This window comes from Paenibacillus sp. Y916 (genome assembly GCF_056786435.1).
The window spans coordinates 70,560-88,730 of the sequence record NZ_JBXCJA010000016.1 but is presented as its reverse complement, the minus strand read 5'-3'; the positions used below and the strand labels follow the sequence as shown (position 1 = coordinate 88,730).

General features: G+C 36.0%; 21 protein-coding genes. All 21 read left to right on the top strand.

The window, feature by feature from the left end; translation table 11 throughout:
- The first annotated feature begins 160 nt into the window (after positions 1-160).
- The 21 genes from AC1TO9_RS22890 to AC1TO9_RS22790 all read left to right on the top strand — a co-directional run bounded on the left by AC1TO9_RS22890 (position 161) and on the right by AC1TO9_RS22790 (position 18,073).
- Positions 161-598 (top strand): GNAT family N-acetyltransferase, encoded by a 438-nt coding sequence (locus AC1TO9_RS22890; RefSeq protein WP_482057525.1) that lies wholly within the window; start codon positions 161-163, stop codon positions 596-598.
- Entirely contained in the window at positions 588-983 is a 396-nt protein-coding gene (locus tag AC1TO9_RS22885; protein WP_482060613.1) for a hypothetical protein, read from the top strand. The genes AC1TO9_RS22890 and AC1TO9_RS22885 overlap by 11 nt, the downstream gene beginning before the upstream one ends.
- A gap of 169 nt (positions 984-1,152) precedes the next feature.
- Positions 1,153-1,617: an NUDIX domain-containing protein gene (locus tag AC1TO9_RS22880; RefSeq protein ID WP_482057523.1), complete on the top strand. Its 465-nt coding sequence runs from the start codon at positions 1,153-1,155 to the stop codon at positions 1,615-1,617.
- Positions 1,618-1,644: 27 nt separating this feature from the next.
- Entirely contained in the window at positions 1,645-2,682 is a 1,038-nt protein-coding gene (locus tag AC1TO9_RS22875; protein WP_482057522.1) for a phosphotransferase, read from the top strand.
- 108 nt (positions 2,683-2,790) lie between these two features.
- Complete coding sequence (locus AC1TO9_RS22870; protein ID WP_482060612.1) at positions 2,791-3,657, top strand: aminoglycoside phosphotransferase family protein; 867 nt, start codon at positions 2,791-2,793, stop codon at positions 3,655-3,657.
- Between the two features lie 186 nt (positions 3,658-3,843).
- Entirely contained in the window at positions 3,844-4,620 is a 777-nt protein-coding gene (locus AC1TO9_RS22865) for a Cof-type HAD-IIB family hydrolase (RefSeq protein WP_482060611.1), read from the top strand.
- Between the two features lie 52 nt (positions 4,621-4,672).
- On the top strand, positions 4,673-5,548 hold the full coding sequence (locus AC1TO9_RS22860) for an aminopeptidase (RefSeq protein ID WP_482060610.1): 876 nt from the start codon (positions 4,673-4,675) through the stop codon (positions 5,546-5,548).
- Positions 5,549-5,602: 54 nt separating this feature from the next.
- Complete coding sequence (locus AC1TO9_RS22855; protein ID WP_482060609.1) at positions 5,603-6,124, top strand: DNA topology modulation protein; 522 nt, start codon at positions 5,603-5,605, stop codon at positions 6,122-6,124.
- Positions 6,121-7,149, top strand: a complete 1,029-nt coding sequence (locus AC1TO9_RS22850) for a homoserine kinase (RefSeq protein WP_482060608.1) — start codon at positions 6,121-6,123, stop codon at positions 7,147-7,149. The genes AC1TO9_RS22855 and AC1TO9_RS22850 overlap by 4 nt, the downstream gene beginning before the upstream one ends.
- Before the next feature lie 136 nt (positions 7,150-7,285).
- A complete protein-coding gene (locus AC1TO9_RS22845) occupies positions 7,286-8,077 on the top strand; it encodes an aminoglycoside adenylyltransferase domain-containing protein (RefSeq protein WP_482060607.1) in 792 nt (263 codons plus the stop codon).
- Positions 8,078-8,210: 133 nt separating this feature from the next.
- Positions 8,211-8,897 (top strand): HAD family hydrolase, encoded by a 687-nt coding sequence (locus tag AC1TO9_RS22840; protein ID WP_482060606.1) that lies wholly within the window; start codon positions 8,211-8,213, stop codon positions 8,895-8,897.
- A gap of 413 nt (positions 8,898-9,310) precedes the next feature.
- Positions 9,311-10,399 (top strand): glycoside hydrolase family 11 protein, encoded by a 1,089-nt coding sequence (locus AC1TO9_RS22835; RefSeq protein WP_482060605.1) that lies wholly within the window; start codon positions 9,311-9,313, stop codon positions 10,397-10,399.
- 190 nt (positions 10,400-10,589) lie between these two features.
- Complete coding sequence (locus AC1TO9_RS22830; protein ID WP_482060604.1) at positions 10,590-10,802, top strand: hypothetical protein; 213 nt, start codon at positions 10,590-10,592, stop codon at positions 10,800-10,802.
- A 133-nt stretch (positions 10,803-10,935) separates the two neighbouring features.
- Positions 10,936-11,079, top strand: a complete 144-nt coding sequence (locus AC1TO9_RS22825; RefSeq protein ID WP_482060603.1) for a hypothetical protein — start codon at positions 10,936-10,938, stop codon at positions 11,077-11,079.
- Positions 11,076-12,470, top strand: a complete 1,395-nt coding sequence (locus AC1TO9_RS22820; protein WP_482060602.1) for an FtsX-like permease family protein — start codon at positions 11,076-11,078, stop codon at positions 12,468-12,470. The genes AC1TO9_RS22825 and AC1TO9_RS22820 overlap by 4 nt, the downstream gene beginning before the upstream one ends.
- A gap of 32 nt (positions 12,471-12,502) precedes the next feature.
- Positions 12,503-13,906, top strand: a complete 1,404-nt coding sequence (locus tag AC1TO9_RS22815; protein ID WP_482060601.1) for an FtsX-like permease family protein — start codon at positions 12,503-12,505, stop codon at positions 13,904-13,906.
- Positions 13,907-13,919: 13 nt separating this feature from the next.
- Positions 13,920-14,606 (top strand): ABC transporter ATP-binding protein, encoded by a 687-nt coding sequence (locus AC1TO9_RS22810; protein WP_482060600.1) that lies wholly within the window; start codon positions 13,920-13,922, stop codon positions 14,604-14,606.
- A gap of 257 nt (positions 14,607-14,863) precedes the next feature.
- A complete protein-coding gene (locus AC1TO9_RS22805) occupies positions 14,864-15,361 on the top strand; it encodes a hypothetical protein (RefSeq protein WP_482060599.1) in 498 nt (165 codons plus the stop codon).
- A 125-nt stretch (positions 15,362-15,486) separates the two neighbouring features.
- Entirely contained in the window at positions 15,487-16,302 is an 816-nt protein-coding gene (locus tag AC1TO9_RS22800) for a GNAT family N-acetyltransferase (protein ID WP_482060598.1), read from the top strand.
- 398 nt (positions 16,303-16,700) lie between these two features.
- A complete protein-coding gene (locus AC1TO9_RS22795) occupies positions 16,701-17,186 on the top strand; it encodes an NUDIX domain-containing protein (protein ID WP_482060597.1) in 486 nt (161 codons plus the stop codon).
- A gap of 104 nt (positions 17,187-17,290) precedes the next feature.
- Positions 17,291-18,073: a DUF695 domain-containing protein gene (locus tag AC1TO9_RS22790; protein WP_482060596.1), complete on the top strand. Its 783-nt coding sequence runs from the start codon at positions 17,291-17,293 to the stop codon at positions 18,071-18,073.
- Positions 18,074-18,171: the final 98 nt, after the last annotated feature.

Genomic DNA, 18,171 nt, shown 5'->3' with positions numbered 1-18,171 from the left:
TCATGGGTATGTTGAGAATGTTGCACATGCTATAACTGTAGCTGCAACTGATAAAAGAACTAAGTATGATATCTATAATGTCGGTGAAGTACGTAATGCAGCGTTTGTTGAATGGAGATTCGAATTAAGAATTTCATCTTCCAGAAGAGGAGAGAGAAAATTGGCTTCTATACGCAAATACAATTCAAGTGACTTAGAAGCTTTAACAGAATTAATGACTGATTTAGGGTATCCAACTGATATTAATAGTATGAGGAATAGAATGAAATCGATAGAAACAAATTCATTGTACTTTACATTTGTAGCAACTCTAGAAGATCAAGTAGTAGGGATGATAGGTGCTCGTTTAGTGTATTACTACGAAGGAGATGGAGTTACAACACAGGTTTCAGCATTAGTTACTAGGAAAAGTTATCAAGGTCAGGGAATTGGGAAGGAATTAATAAGATTTATTGAAAGTTGGTCAAAGGAGAAGGGATCAAAAAGTCTCTTCCTAACAAGCGGTATTAAACCAGAGCGAATGGAAGCACACGAGTTTTACAAGAAAATGGGATTCGATATTAATGGATATAGATTTGTAAAGAAATTTGAAGAATAACATTCGAAAGTATTTTGAAGAGATAGTAACATCGCATAACAATGTTTTTCAGCATCGTCGCTGTCGCTCCTCGGTCATCCGTAGGGTCTTCGAAGAAATGAGATTAAATACGGGAGGGTATTCATCTGAAGAAACCAAGGGAACAACCTGGGATATCTGTGATCTTTCAGAAGAAATATCCGATGAATTAGGATTAACAATTAAAGTTAACAAGATCAAACCAGATCTAGCAGAATATGGTTTGATATTTGTTCCCGGAACTATTAATGGGGCACTTGGAGAAAAAATGACTGTTTTCTCTCTTCCAAGCTTTTTATCCATTCCTGCCTTTTACCCAATCGGTTCTTACATGATTGGTGTTATGTCAGCACCGAAATGCTATTGAACTGAATGGTAAACATTTCACATCACAAGTCAAACAAGATCTTCTCACAGTGATTGTTTAGCAATTGAAATTACCCAAAGTATTTTCATGGGAGTAGATTGGTATGATATGATTGCCAGAAGAAATGGTGGGAATAAGACAAATAAAAAAATCGTAAAAGGACTAAAATATGACAAAAAATATTATTGTTACGGGTGGAGCAATTATTAAAGATGATAGAGGAAGAATACTATTACAGAAACGATCGGATTATGGAGATTGGGGATTACCTGGAGGTGGTATGGAAGCTGGAGAGACGATAGAAGAAACAATGATTAGGGAAGTTAAAGAAGAAACTGGTTTAGATATTAAAAAATATGAACTGTCTTCAGTATATACAGGTCCCCGAATGGAATATCAGTATCCAGACGGAAATAATGTTGTTTTTGTTATGTTCTTGTTTAATGTTACGGCTGATTTAAGTAATGGACTCGTAGATGATGAGGGAACGCTAATCTACAATGACAAGAATAATGAATCATTACAATTGAAATTTATGTACATTGAAGACATACAAATAGAGAGAATGAATAGCGTCCAAAAACCTGTATTTAAAGATTTAAAGGAAGGAAATACAGAAATATTAAGGAACTAAGAAATGTAAGATCAATCAAAGAAATCATTGGAATTACAAACATGCATTCGAAAAATAAATAAAATAAAAAGGGATGGTGTAGATTTGAGTTTATTTCCTGTTGCATACTCACTCTTGTCAAAGCAAGCATTAACATTACATATTAAAGACAATTATGAAGTTCATGAACCAATTAATTTGGAATACTTCCTTAGAGGCATGAACGATACTTATATTTTAGAGACTAGATCAGGTAAATATATCTTTAGAGTTTATCGTGCTGATAGAAGAAATAAATCAGAGATTTCTTTTGAATTAGACTTATTGAATTATCTAAATGAGAATAATGTAAGCGTATCAATACCTATTGCAAAAAAAGATGGCACCCTCATAAATGAGTTTTTTGTCACTGAAGGTGTAAAGTATGGAGTTATGTTTAGTTTTGCAGAAGGTAATGAAAAGCCTATTCATGCCGTAGAAGATAGTTATTTATATGGGAAATCCGTTGCTCAAATTCATAAAGTTACTGAAAGTTTTAGAAGTGAACACGTAAGAGGTAATCTTAATTTGGATTACCTAATTGAGAAACCGCTTATTATAATCAAATTACATATGGAACATCGTCAAGAGGATTACAATTTTATTTGTGAACTAATCTTAGGATTAAAGGAACAGTTATTGATGAAGATAGAAGAAGGCTTAGATTGGGGCGTTTGTCATGGGGACTTGCATGGTAACACAAATGTAGCATTTACGGACAACGGGAAATTGACACATTATGATTTCGATATTTCTGGTTATGGGTGGAGATCTTATGATATCGCAGAGTTTAGATTGGCGAGAGAAATTCACAGTGGTCATAACGAGGACGAAGTTGAAAGGCTTTGGGAAGCATTCCTAAATGGGTACAGGGAAGTAAGAGATCTCAATGAAAATGATGTTGAAGTGGTTTCTATATTTGTTGTGCTTAGACAACTATGGCTCTTTGGCTTATGTTTTAGTGAATCAGAGCTAATAGGGTGCGCTGACTTCGATGATGGATTTATTGACAGTAAGATGGAGTATTTCAGGAAAGTAATTTTTTGATCCTTTCATAGTTCTTTTGGTAGATATAAAACATAAATCCTTTAACCCGATGGAACGATTTGTGAATATATCAACTTTATAAGAAATCCCTGTGAAAGGATGCTGAACATGAAAAACTTTAAACAGTTTAAATGGATAGAACGAACCGCGATTTTGAATGATATTCTAAATGAATCAACTAAAATAACAGTGAGTCATCTACCACCAGGACTAGAAGCCGAAGTAGTTAGAGTAAATTCTAAGTGTGGAACCGCGGTAGTCAAGATTTGGAATCAAGGATCAAGTGCAGATGTTGGTTATCAGTATAAATTACTCGAAGTTCTTTATGATAACGGAATATCTGTATCAAAGCCATACGGTTGGGGCTATGACGAGGATTCAAATAAAGTATTAGTTACAAGTTTTGACGGAAATTCGGTCTCTACAATAGATGATCAAACAATAAGAATGATCTCGAGACTGTTAGTTGAAATACACAGAACATCAATAAATCAATTGGATGCATCGATGCATCGAAGATTTGATTTTATTGATTATTTTTTTCCGAGAATAATGGAACATACAGACATTTACAATACACTTAGAAGACTTGTAGAACAATCAAATATGCAACAAGATTGCATTATACACGGTGACTATAATCTGGGGAACATTGTAGAAGAGCAAGGAAGATATACCATCATTGACTGGACTAATGCACAATTAGGAGATGTCAGATATGATGTGGCATGGTCTGGTTTTTTGATACTGATATATACAAACGAAGAATCATATCATTCTTTTATTAAGACATATATGGAAATGAACGGATTTCCAGAAGAGCAGCTGAAATTATTTGAAGCTATCGCTTGTCTGAGATGGATTCTACTTAATAGAATGGTAACATTGCCTAAGAATTATAATACAGTGAGAATAATCAATAACATGTTAGAAACTAATAAATATTTAAAAGAAATTTCAGCAATATCTGGGTAACTCTAAATAGGAGGGGAAATCTCATTACAACATGTTCCCACAGCGGATCGCTGCGCTGATCTTGGTTTGCTAGATAGATTTCGAACATATATTCAGCAGACACACCTGTACGAACTAAGTAATTACGTTTAGTTGTGTGAACAGTTAACATTCAAATATTACAGTTAGAGAGAGGATCAAGATATTATGTATAAGGTTGTATTTTTCGATGTTGATGGAACTCTAGTAAGTGAGATTGATGGGACCATACCGCAAAGTACGAAAGAAGCAATTAGTCAGTTGATTAACAAAGGAATAAAAGTTGTGGTTGCGACAGGGAGACCATACAGTTTGTGTGAAGAGTTTGTATCCATGGGAATTGACACCATAATTTCTGCAAACGGTGCACTTATAACATGTGATGGAGACGTCGTTTATAAATCAGTACTTTCGACAGAAACCGTTCGAGACATCACGGAATTTGCTGCATTGAACGGACAAAGCGTTTCTTACTTTACGGAGGCATTCGTCATGAACGGAATTGGCTCAGATAATAAACGAGTCATGGAGGCACTGAAAGAGACGTTAAGTATTACTCAATATCCCCTAAAAATAAGTTCAATGGCAGAGGAAGTTTACTGCATGTGCCTATATGCAGATAGCTGTGAAGCTCAGAAATATATTGTTAACTTCCCTAAGCTCAGGTTCATAAGGTTTCACGGCTATGTCATGAATGTGCTTGAAGAAACGGAAGTTTCTAAGTCAACAGCGATTAAAAAGGTTCTTGATTATTTGGAAATTGACAAATCTGAAGCTATTGCTTTCGGTGACGGAGGAAATGACCTAGATATGTTGGAGTATGTTGGCTTGGGAATTGCAATGGGAAATGCTGAGGATCGATTGAAACAGAAGGCAAACTTTGTTACAAGAAGAGCAAGTGAAGATGGTATTTTGTACGCATTAAAAACATTCGGGGTTATTTAATATTAAAACATGTACAACATAATTTGAAGGTAATTACTGAAGGAGACTGACCATGAAAGATCCAAGAATTGAACAACTTGCTAAAAATCTTATTCAATATTCGGTGAAGCTACAACGAGGGGAAAAAATATTAATTGAGGTTGATGGTCTGGAAGTTCCTTTGGCGAAAGAATTGGTGAGACAAGCTTATAGTATGGGTGGAGTTCCCTTTCTAGTAATTAATAATCATGAATTATTGAGAGAGATATTAATTGGCTGTACGGAAGAACAATTGATAGCAATGGCATCCTACGACTTAAATAGAGTGAAGGATATGCAAGCCTACATACTTATTAGAGCTGGAGAGAATATGAGCGAATTAAGTGGCATTTCTTCTGAAAAGATGGGATGGTATAGAAAGCATTATTCGCAAAAGATCAACGGCAGACGTTATAATCATACGAAATGGTGTATTCTTCGTTATCCTAACCATGCCATGGCACAACAGGCGAACATGTCAACGGAGGAATTTGAGGATTTGTATTTCAATGTTTGTAATTTGGACTATTCAAAAATGGATAAAGCTATGGATCATTTAGTTGAACTAATGGACCAAACAGATAAAGTTAGAATTACTGGAATAGGAACAGATCTAACGTTCTCTATTAAAGGCATGCCAACAATTAAAGACGCTGGAATCATGAATATTCCAGATGGAGAAGTATACACAATGCCAGTTAAAGACTCCGTCAACGGAGTTATTTCTTATAATACACCTTCATTAAAAGAGGGCTTTACTTACGAGAACATTCGTTTTGAAATTAAAGATGGAAAAATTACTCATGCCACTGGAAATGATTCAGAACGAATTAATAAATTACTGAACACGGACCAAGGTGCGAGTTATTTTGGTGAATTTGGAATAGGCCTTAACCCTTACATTGCTTAAACCCAGAAAACTTAAAGTGATGATATCAATTTAATATAGTAGAAGGAGAAGAATATGAAGCGAATATTAGTTATTGGGTCAGGTGGATCAGGCAAATCTACCTTATCACGAAGGCTTAGTAACATACTAGATATTCCAGTCATACATTTGGATACTTATTTTTGGAATCCCAATTGGGTCCCTAAACCAAATGAAGAGTGGGATAAGATTGTTGAACAATTTACTAACGAAGATCATTGGATCATTGATGGTAACTATTCAAGGACAATGGATATCAGGATTGAGAAAGCGAATTTAATCATTTTTTTGGATATGCCAAGACTTCTGTGTATGTATAGAATTATTAAACGGCGTATTATGTATCATAAGAAAACTAGACCTGATATGAATGAAGAATGCCCAGAAAAATTAGATTGGGAATTTATTAAATGGGTTTGGAATTATAGAACAAGAAGTCGAATGAACACAAAAAAGAAACTCGATCAGACAAAAGAACATCAACAAGTAATAATTGTGAATACAAGAAGACAGGTAAATGAATTAATAGAAAGACTAGAAGAGAAGAGACCTATTTGAAAATAACTCAGGAAGAAGTGAAATTTATGGGTTTTCCGGTAATGTATTCTACTTTAAGTGATAAAGCATTGAGTGATTATATTAGTATTAATTATGATCTCGAAGAGATTATAGATTGTCGGTTATTATTGAGAGGAATGAATGATACATACTACATTGTGACAGAAAACAATAGATATGTGTTCAGAGTATATCGCAGACCTTGGCGTACTAATTATTCAGAGGTAGCATTTGAAATGGATCTTTTGAATTATCTTAAAGATAATGGCGTCCCTGTATCGTATCCCCTTAGAACAGTTAATCAAGATTATATTCAAAGATTTGAAGCACCTGAAGGCATGAGATTTGGGGCTCTATTTACCTTTGCTGAAGGTGATACACTATCTATGGATTCTGAAGTTATTAGTTTTAATTACGGCAAGTCCGTAGCGAATATTCATTTGAAGAGTGAAGGATTCATCACGAACTATGAACGCCCACATTTGGATATTAATTATCTAATTGAAGAGCCATTAGAAATTATCAAACATTACTTAAGTCATCGTCCAGCGGATTATGATTACCTTAGCAATATAGGCAAATTGATGTCTGAAAAACTTAGCGAATTACAAATGAAAGGATTAGATTGGGGTATTTGTCACGGAGATTTACATGGCGCTAATGCTCATTTCAAAGAGGATACATTTACTCATTTTGATTTTGATATTTGCGGATATGGGTGGAGAGCTTATGATTTAGCAGTCTTTAAATTTACTAGGGAATTTGAAATTAGAAATGAAAGAGAAAAAATAATAGAATTCAACAACATTTGGAACGCATTTTTGGCAGGATATCAATCAGTTCGAAATCTAAATCAAAGTGATATAGATGCAATACCGATATTTTGTGGTATTAGACAATTATGGCTTATGAAATTGTCACTTCAATATTTTAGAGATCAAGATATTATTGGTTCTATTGATGCAGAGGAGAAATATTTTAAAGAAGAACTAGATTACTTCAGGAAAATGGAGTATTGGACTTGATTTTAAGATGAATTGTGAGCGACTGCTGGACACATTGGTACTGGCTAAGTAAGAAGCTATATAAAAAGGGATGATTACTATAATAATAATCAATTTGATAACCCAATAAAGTGAGCAACATAGGAAATCAGCACAAGTGGAAAATAAACGAAAAGGCGGAAACACATTGAATCAAAAACTTATATTAGACAGATTAACTTGTCTTTTGAAAGATGAGTTATCGGAATCACTTACAGGTATTTATTTACATGGTTCCATGGCCATGGGATGCTTTAATTCCAATCAAAGTGATATTGATGTATTAGTACTAATTAAAGAAAAACAATCTATAGACGCTTATAAGAAAATTGCTAAGGAACTTATTAAGCTTGAAGAAGAACTGGAGATCATTAAAGGATTTGAATTAAGTATCGTATTGGAAGCCTACGCTGTCGATTTTGTATACCCAACTCCGTTTGAGTTTCATTACTCTCTATTTCACAAAGATAAGTATCAAACAGAAGAGAACTATTTCTGTGGTGGGTATGAAGACCCTGATTTAGCAGCTCATTTTGTAGTGATATATAATCGTGGAATTGTACTTTACGGAAGTCCAATAAAGGAAGTATTCAAGCCAATAGATAAACAATATTATATTGACTCAATAAAGTCGGATGTTGATGGAGCTATAGAAGGAATTGTTGATAATCCACCTTATTATGTATTAAATTTAGCAAGAGTTCTTATGTATTTAAGAGAATCATTTATTTCTTCAAAAAAAGAAGCAGGAGAATGGGCATTAAACCAGGTGCCCAATGAATATAAAAATACAATTTCTCAGTGTCTTGCAAAGTATGAAAATGAAACAGAGAACATAAACCTCGAACAGAAAAAACTTTCAAACTACATGAATTATATGCTGAAAGAAATTGAAAAATTAATAAAGTGATTAATCTAAAGAATTAGACTACTAATTTAAGTGACTCAATGAAGATGCTGGAATGCAGGCTTAAGATGGTGAGACATTGTGAATACAACAGCGCTATCGGAAGTCGGCATAAAGATAGATGGGATGGGGTATAATGGTTGAAAATTTTTATTGTGAACGAGATTTCGTACAACAATCACTTATCTTCGATATGGATGGAACACTTTTTCAAACAGATAAGATTTTAGAAATATCACTAGAAGATACTTTTAATCATTTAACTTTACTGAATCAATGGGATAATGAAATTCCGATAGAGATATATCGCGAAATAATGGGTGTGCCTTTACCGAAGGTGTGGGAAACGTTGTTACCAGATCATTCGAAAGAGATACGAGAACTAGCAAATTCTTATTTTTTAAAAAGTTTGGTAGAGAACATTAGAAATGGTAAAGGTGCTTTATATCCCCATGTAGAGGAGGTTTTTATTTATTTAAAACAGATGAATTGCCCAATATATATAGCAAGTAACGGTTTAACGGAATATTTAATGGCTATTGTCAAGTTCTATCATTTAGATAACTGGGTTGTTGAAACATTTAGTATTGAACAAATACAATCATTAGATAAAGCAGATTTAGTTAAGGATATTATAAAAAAATATAATATTCAAAAGGGAGCAGTTATCGGAGATCGTCTATCTGATATAAATGCCGCAAAAGAAAATGGTTTAGTGGCTATAGGATGTAATTTTGACTTTGCTCGTGATGAAGAACTTTCACAGGCTGACATTGTAATTGATGACTTGATTGAATTAAAAACAATTGTAAATCAATTATAAATCAATTATAAATAGATGTTATTAGTAAGAACAGCTAAGTCTGACGATCCGTACCCTTAGGTCGCTTAGGCCGAAATCGCTTGATTGACAGGAAAATGTGGTTTTGATGTGTTAGCAAATTTCCACTGATCTCCAACATCTAACAAATATGATTTTTATTTATTATTTGATGGATGAGAGAAAATAAGGTTGATGGATAAATCTAGTAGATGCCTTAGAAAACTATACTTTTTACAGTATAATCTATAGTTTACAAGTGGGATACTATTTAAATTTATGATAAATTAGTTAATGCAAGCGCTTTCAATTATAGTTATGGAAGGAAGTGGTGATATGAGAACGGCGGCCCACTACGGGCTGCTCCGCATCATAGTAAGGCTAAATGTAATTTAACCAATAAGGAGGAATGTGTAATGAAACCCAAAAGCTTGAGGTTATTTGTCGCAATTTCTACCTGTTTTGCGCTTATATTCCCTGCAGTAAGCGTACAGGCGGCAACAACGATCACCAACAATTCAATTGGCACTCATGAAGGCTATGACTATGAATTCTGGAAAGATAGCGGTAATGGAAGCATGACGCTCAATAGTGGTGGTACATTCAGTGCCGATTGGAGTAATATTAATAATATTTTATTCCGTAAAGGTAAGAAATTTAACGAGACGCAGACACATCAGCAAATTGGAAACATATCAATAAACTACGGTGCCAACTACCAGCCAAACGGCAATTCGTATTTAACTGTGTATGGATGGGCGGTTGACCCACTCGTAGAATATTACATCGTAGATAGCTGGGGCAGCTGGCGTCCGCCAGGTGGATCGTCAAAGGGCACCATTAATGTAGACGGGGGTACTTATGATATATATGAGACTACCCGAGTTAACCAGCCATCCATAAAAGGTACTGCAACTTTTAAGCAGTATTGGAGTGTCCGGACGTCGAAACGTACGAGCGGAACCATATCTGTTAGTGAACACTTTAAAGCGTGGGAGAGCAGAGGAATGCCGATGGGTAAGATGTATGAAGTCGCGCTTACGGTAGAGGGTTATCAAAGTAGTGGAAGTGCGGATGTGTATAGTAATACACTTAGTATAGGCGGCAGCTCCGGAGGAGGAGGTACAACTCCTCCTCCAACCACAGCTACGAAAAAAGAAGCTGAGAGTATGACCAAAAGCGGTCAGTACACCGGGAATATTAGCTCACCGTTCTCTGGAGTCGCTTTATACGCTAACAATGATTCAGTGAAATACACGCAGAATTTTGCAAGCGGCACCCATAGTTTTTCACTCCGTGGTGCTTCGGATAACTCCAACATGGCCAGAGTTGACTTGAAAATAGGTGGACAGACGAAGGGGACCTTTTACTACGGCGGAAGTAATCCTGCAGTTTATACCCTAAACAATATCAGCCATGGAACCGGAAATCAGGAGATTGAACTCGTTGTAACATCTGATGACGGAACATGGGATGCTTACATTGATTATTTGGAGATTCAGTAACTCGAAGCGGTAAATGATGCTTGTGAGTTTTTGATTTGAATGATGATCGTTTTTTCAAACAAAATCCCGGCGGGATCTTCCCCGCCGGGATTTTTCTAGGTATCCTGGAAAGAATTTAAGGAAAAGAATAAAGCGGCTACCCGAAAAACTTAATTCTGATCATTGAAATATATTCAGGTGCAAGGACGGTATGCCATATACCAAGCCTGCAACGGTAGAGCCTTATTGTGGAACTCCAGTATGGATCGATCACGAAGTAGCATTCCATGTTGGACGATGCCGCGAATATTTGCTAGCCTATGGATTTTGTTATTTACTTCCTTCTCTTAATGTAGCACAATATAAGAGACTTCACTTTCAAACTTCTAAAGGTCCGCGTGTTCATCTACGGATAAATACATAACTCCCCCCTCCCAGATCAGGCATCCAATTCTTGAAAGGCTTATTGCAATAGACGACCCCATCGGGTTCATAGAGTCCATCTATTAGCGCGAGGAAAGAGGATTCTTCTGCATAGGGCAGACAGGATACTGGTTATGAAGCAAGGAACTGTAATTGAAATCGGAAACCATGATGAATTAATTCATTTAGGCGGGGAATATGCAAAAATGTTTAGAACTCAAGCAAAATGGTACATGGATGAGGATGCTCAGTCTGTAGTACATGGAGGTGTCAAATGAGTTATTTGCGGAGAGCACTTTGGAGTGTCTGGAACAACAAACGGAGAACACTACTACTGTTGTTGACTCTAACAATCATCGCTACCTTAGTTTTTACTAGCTTATCCCTATACTATGCATCAGTTCAAGCTAAGACTCACGCTCGTAACACATTGGGTAGTGAGGTAAGACTTGAATATGATTATCAGAAATCATTGAAGAACACTCAGCCCAGTGTCAATGGTAATTACACGTGGCCAACGATAGCGATGGCACAATCTTTGAGTGGTTTGGATCATGTTACGGGCTATAATTATCTAAGACCGCTTCCATTTGTGGCAGGGAACTTTAGTGCTGTAGATAATGAAACAATGACAGAAGATGTTGAGATTACGTTTAGTGGACCTGCTTTTGAATTAGCTAATGTTTCTGTTCATGAAGTGTTAGGAACTGAAATGATGAAGGAATTTAACGATGGAACCAATACATTAATAAGTGGTAGGCATATTACGAGAGAAGATATTGGGAAACGATTGGTCATGATCGAAAGCAAACTAGCAGACAAGAATAATTTGAGCGTTGGGGATATCATTGAAGTAAAGGCTGAAATTACAAATCATGAAGAGCAATTTGAAATCGTTGGAATTTACAAAACGGAATGGACCATTGGGGATATAACTACCAATTTTATTAGAACGGCAGAAATCCAGCATAACATTATGTATAGTTCCTTTTTCGAGTTAAGTGCAGGTGAGATTACACCAGATGAGCAAAATTTAACCATTGCAAAAGCTATGTACTACATTGATGATCCTGAACATATTGCTCCATTTGTTGAAGCGGCACATCAATTAGACACTGTAGATTATGAGACGTATTATCTCAATACGAATGAGAGAGCCCTACAAACGATGACTTTTGCTATCGATAAGGTAAGTTCTTTTTCAAAGATTATGCTGGTATTGGTGTTTGCTGCTGGGGCGATTATCTTGAGTCTATTGCTATTCCTATTTATACGCTCGCGGAAAACGGAAATGGGAATTTTATTATCATTAGGTGAAAGTCGGGGGAAAATTATTGCTCAGTTGCTTACAGAAACACTTATTGTACTGTTAATTTCACTGGTTCTATCTCTAATGGGTGGGGATTTAATTAGTGATAAGACGGGTGATCAGTTACTCTCTAAACAAGTGGATAATTTAGAACTCAAGCAAAAGACCTATACTGAGGGAGCTAAAATTATTGTTAATCCAAACGATGGGGCAGAGCCTATTAAGAAGTTGGATGTTCAATTGACTTTACCCGTGCTGTTGGGATTATGTGCAGTAGGTGTTATTTTAACTATGATTGCTACTATATTTCCTGCTCTCTTAATTTTACGTCTTCATCCGAAAGAAATATTGACCGATTAAATTTCTGTAATTTTATTTTTGGGGAGGTCCTCATGAATTTCACTAAGAGAGCGTTGTGGAGCATTTATAGGAGGCCTGGTAGGTCTCTCGTTACTTTTCTCGTACTTCTTACCATTTTTACTTTTGTGCTTTCTGCATTGGCTATTCAATCCTCTAGTCAGCGAGCAAATAAGTCGGCAAGAGAAAAGCTTGGCAGTGAGGTTGTGCTGGAATTTGACTATGACAAAGCACTTCGCAATAATCAGGCGAAGGTGGGAGTAAAAGATATAGCATCTTCAGAAGTAACACCTGTAACTATGGACAAGGCCTATTCTCTAACAAAGCTAGAGCATGTCATCGGCTATAATTATATAAATTATTATCTATTTGCTGCAGAAGATTTCAACGCTATACCTAGTCCAACGCAACAGAACAAGGGGGAGACGACCAAAGCAGGCAACCCTTTTAAGAATGACATTTCTTTTGAAGAAATATGGAATACATCATTGTTAAAAGAGTTTAAAGATGGCGTTCATACTTTGATAGATGGAAGGCATATTAATCCTGATGATAAGGATCAACAAGTTGTATTAATTGAAAGTAACTTGGCCGAACAGAATAGTTTGAAAGTTGGAGACCCAATAAAATTAAGGTCTAGAGAAGGAGAGGTATCAACATACAGTATAGTAGGCATATATCGTACATCGAGGACGCCTGCTGACTTGAATACTTTTGATATCTCTGCTGTCGATATGCCTTACAACAAAATCTACAGTTCTTTATTTTCTCTGGCTGGAAAGAATGAGGATGATCCCAATGTGCTGGTAGGGCGCGCATTTTATTATCTAGACGATCCTGCTAACATTTCAAAGTTTGTGAAGTTGGCTCAAGCAGGTAATACTGTTAATTTCGATATATTTAAACTGAATGCTAATGAGGCAGCGTATAAGAAAATGACTGCAGCCATAGATAGTGTTTCCTACTCATCTCAAATGATGGTTATCCTTATTACCGTTTCTGGAGCACTAATTTTAACTTTAATCATATTGCTCTCTGTCCGTGGTAGAATATCGGAAATCGGCATTCTATTGTCATTAGGAGAGGGTAGAACCAAGATTATAGGCCAATTCATGTTGGAAATGCTATTACTGGCATTGCTTGCCTTCTCTATATCCCCGTTAATCGGTGATATGGTGTCGACAAAACTAGGTAACGAGCTATTAGCCAGTGAGGTGGCTGTTAGTCAGAGAGAGCAGGAAGCTTTTATTCAGGACGCGGTATTTAATGCATCATATGATGAGATAGAGATCGTTGATACATTTGATATAGAGATTACCATGGAGACGTTGAAGGATTTGGGTCTGGTAGGTTTACTAATAGTCATAGTCGCTACTACCCTACCCATCGTGAGCATACTGAGATTAAAGCCAAAAGAAATACTTACCAAGTCAGGTTAAAGGGGTGTTAGTTATGGGTGTTCTGTTAGCCTTTGAACAAATTGAATATTATTATAAGGTTAATCAACAGAAGGTAAATATACTAAATGAGGCAAGCTATAATTTTTGCAGTGGGAAAATGTATGCCATTCTGGGACCGTCAGGTTCAGGTAAAACGACAGCTCTAGCTCTGGCTGGTGGACTGGATGTCCCTAATGGAGGCAGAATTCTCTATGAAGGTCAAGATATTACTCGTATTGGTTTATCTAACTACCGAAAAATGCATCGAGCGGTTGTATTCCAATCATATAATCTAATTCCTTACTTGTCTGCTCTTCAAAATGTGCTGGTAGGTATGGATATTCGTGGTAACTTGGGAAAAGAAAAAAAGAAGAAGGCGCTTGAGATTCTACAAAATGTTGGGCTTACTCAGGTAGAGGCGCAACGTAATGTGTTGAAACTTTCGGGCGGGCAGCAGCAGCGTGTGGCGATTGCTAGAGCCTTAGCATGTGATGTCAATCTCATTCTAGCCGATGAGCCTACAGGTAATTTAGATCAAGAGACAGCTAGTAGTATTGTGAATATGTTCCGTGATCTTGCCCATGAACAAAATAAATGCGTTATCGTAGTGACGCACAGCCAGCAGGTTGCGGAAGCGTCAGATGAGGTAGTTACTCTACAGCATGGACAACTAATACGGTACAATTCTAAAGAGTTGTAATCAAGATTACGAAGGTCACATCGTCACGATTACTCTTGGTCACCAAGTGGATTAATGGTGAATGTCTTCATACTCACTGGTCGTATCCACCTCCATTGAAATACCAGCAAACCTTTAAAGGAGTTAATCATGTAATCCAAGTGCCCAACCCAAATAGATGAAATTATTAATCTCTATATCAAGAGTGTGAACAGTTGGAAAACTAATTTCATTGAAGGGTTTTATTTGTATGTTCAATCGCATTGGGAGATTTCTCGTTGAAACTAAGTGATATTGATTTTGTGGCAATCACTAAAGAAAGACTGTTAGAAACGGAAATAACAATGTTACACGAAGTTCATCGTAATGTGGAATTAAAATATAAGAAACCCAATTTAAATGGCATATATATTACCTGGGAAGACTTAGGTAAATTACAAAGTGACATTCAGCCATTCCCTTATTATTTCGAAGGAAATATGTACAAATCAGGTTACTTTGAGTTGAATTTAGTGACTTGGTATGAGCTTAAGAACAGTGGCATTAGAATCATCGGACCAGAAGTATCTGAACTAGATATTGAAGTAGATTTTGAACTCTTAATATCAAAAATGCAAAATAATTTAAATAGTTACTGGAATAACTGGATTAAAAGATCGTCTAGCTTGTTATCTCTTACATCATTAGCTCTTTATTTCAGAAGAAGTGATATTGAATGGGGCGTTTTAGGCATTACAAGACTATATTATACTTTTCAAGAGAAGAAGAATAACTAAATCCCTCTATCAATCAAGATTTAAACGAAAATTCGATGCAGTAAATTATATGAAATATATCATGAATGAAAGCAATAGGTTATTTGCTAAGTAATCAACGTTATAGTCAATTTGGAGGTGGAAATATGATAACAGAGTTAAATAAACAAGAATTTTATAAGGTAAGGCATATCACTGATCGTTGCAATAATATTGAGGTAAGAGCGGTAGTTAATGGGATTAACCCTGGTTGGGTCTATGTAGATCATCCAACAGAGATTACAGCAGCTTTAATCTGGACTCGTGGTCAGGCAGGGTTTCAAGTTGTTGGAAATTCTAAAAGTAGTCATTTTCTAAATGGATTGGACGCATATATGACAACTTATATTGAACCCAAACTAAAGAAACTAAATATAAATTGGGTTGAAATTAGCGGAGAAAATGAAAGTTGGGCTGAAACGATCCAAGCGATATTTAATAAGCGTAATATTTCGAATGATATACAACATGTGTTTAAACTTACAGGGGATATGGAATCAAGTGAGATCAAAGATGAGAATATAACTATTCGAAGACTAGATAGGGAACTATTGAAGTCGAGAAGATTTGGAAACCAATCCTTTTTAGAGGATAAGATTTCTCATTTCTGGGATAGCATAGATGATTTCACACAACATGGTTTTGGGTATATTGCTGAGGATAACAATGACGTCGTGAGTTTGTGCTTTTCTGCATTTGTTGCTGATCAAACCCATGCCATTGATATAGAAACGTTAGAAGGGTATAGAGGAAGAAATTATGGTGCATCAGTAGCTAGGGCATTTGTAGAAGAATGTAAACTCAAAGGAATAAACCCTTACTGGGATTGTTCTCCTGATAACACGGGCTCAATTCGGTTGGCGAAGGGTGTTGGAATGTCCCTTTATTTTAACTATAAAATATTCTGGTATAATCTGATGTAATAGTTCTGTTGTACGATATTCGATTTCGAATTGCAGGGACGATTCGTACTTGCTAGCATCTTAGAACATACCCTCGTATATGTTCTACTTTTGATCGTCTTTATTATCCTGTTCTTGTTGCGCTATTTTTTCATGAATTTCGGATTCCATGACTTGTACAAGATCGACTTCAAGCATTTGCTGAGGTTGAGGATGAAATCATTGGATGTCTCCCTTGTGAACAAAATCTTTGTATTCCTCTCCCTGCACTTGCAGAGAGAATTGCTGACGCTCATGTGTAGTGTCTTCAAATATTGCGGTTTATTTTTGTGTGTTTTGGAGGATTTTGGGATGGGTGGATAAATTAGAGGTGTTGAGAAAAACAACAGATAAATAACTTAAGAAAGAAGGACTGACTTTTGGCACATGTTAGAATAAGATGTACAGGCTTAATCATACAGAAAGATTGCATTCTTCTCGTTGAATATAATGACAATGGAATTCATTATAACCTTCCTGGTGGAGGATTAGAGCCTGGTGAAACGATTAAAGAGGGCGTTGTCAGAGAAGTATTTGAAGAAACAACAGCTGAAGTAACAGTCGGATCACTTGCTTTAATTTATGAAATGGCTCCACACAAACAATCAGGAGAATATAGTAATCAAGAACCACATGGATTACATCTTATATTTGAATGCAAATTAAAAGTGAATTCAATACCACAATTACCTTTGAAACCCGATCCTCATCAATCCGCAGTAAAGTGGATGCCTATACAAGATTTAGATTCAATTTTGTTATTTCCTAACATCAAGAAAGAGATCAAATCATTTGTAGAAAATAAGAAAAATATAGAATTAGTAGAAGATCACCAATTAAAAAGACAAGTATTCGAAAGAGAATAAGGGATATTTGTCGAATGATTAATTGTGAGGGTTGAAACTAAAAGATTATTTGATGGAGGACAATGGTAGAATCAGATCAACATGAATATTAAGGCGGTGTAGAAATGTCAGACAATTGGAATACTTACTTTACTTTCATCGACAATAAACCAGCTTCAATCTTGTTGGATTTAGAACCTTGGAAACATGGTGAAAATGAGATGTTAATCCGTTTGTATCGGCTCAGGGTCACATTAAATGAACCGAATGAAAATGGACTTACCTGCGATAAAGAAGCAACAGTTTTGTATGCTATTGAGGATTCAATCCACGAATCCTTAGATAGTGATTATATGTTTGTCGGAAGGAACACCACGGATGGTAAGAGAGATTTCTTTTACTATACGGATTCAGTGGATGGAAGCAAATTGGAGTGTCTTGCCGAAAAGTTTCTTAAAAATTTTAAGTACAGCGTTAACCACGTTGAAGAACAGAATCCAAGGGACTTCTATCATGAGTTTCTATATCCGAACAAATCCGATTGGCATCGAATGGTTAACAGGCAGTTGGTAGAAAAACTTATTGAGCTTGGAGACAATTCAGAAAAATTGCGAACAGTGAATCACTGGATATATTTCAACTCAGCAGATTCACGTAATCTGTTCAAAGATAAAGTTCAAAAAGACGGTTTTCATATCGAGGATCAGGTTACTCAAGATAATAAGTACTCGTTGAGAATATCTAGAAGTGACTTTGTTCAACTTCTCACCATCGGTGATGTAACCGATTATTTAGTAAGTGCGGCACAAGAATTTCATGGAGATTATGATGGCTGGGAAACTGAAGTAATAAAAGAACAGGAAGGTTTTACGAACAGGTTGAAAAGATTGTTCAAGTCGAAGAAATAGCCTGAAATAGTAGCGCGCTGACATCCGAAAATATTATATATCTGCATCGTCGTTTGAACGTCAGAAATGTGCGAACTTTATAAGGAATCCCCGCGAAA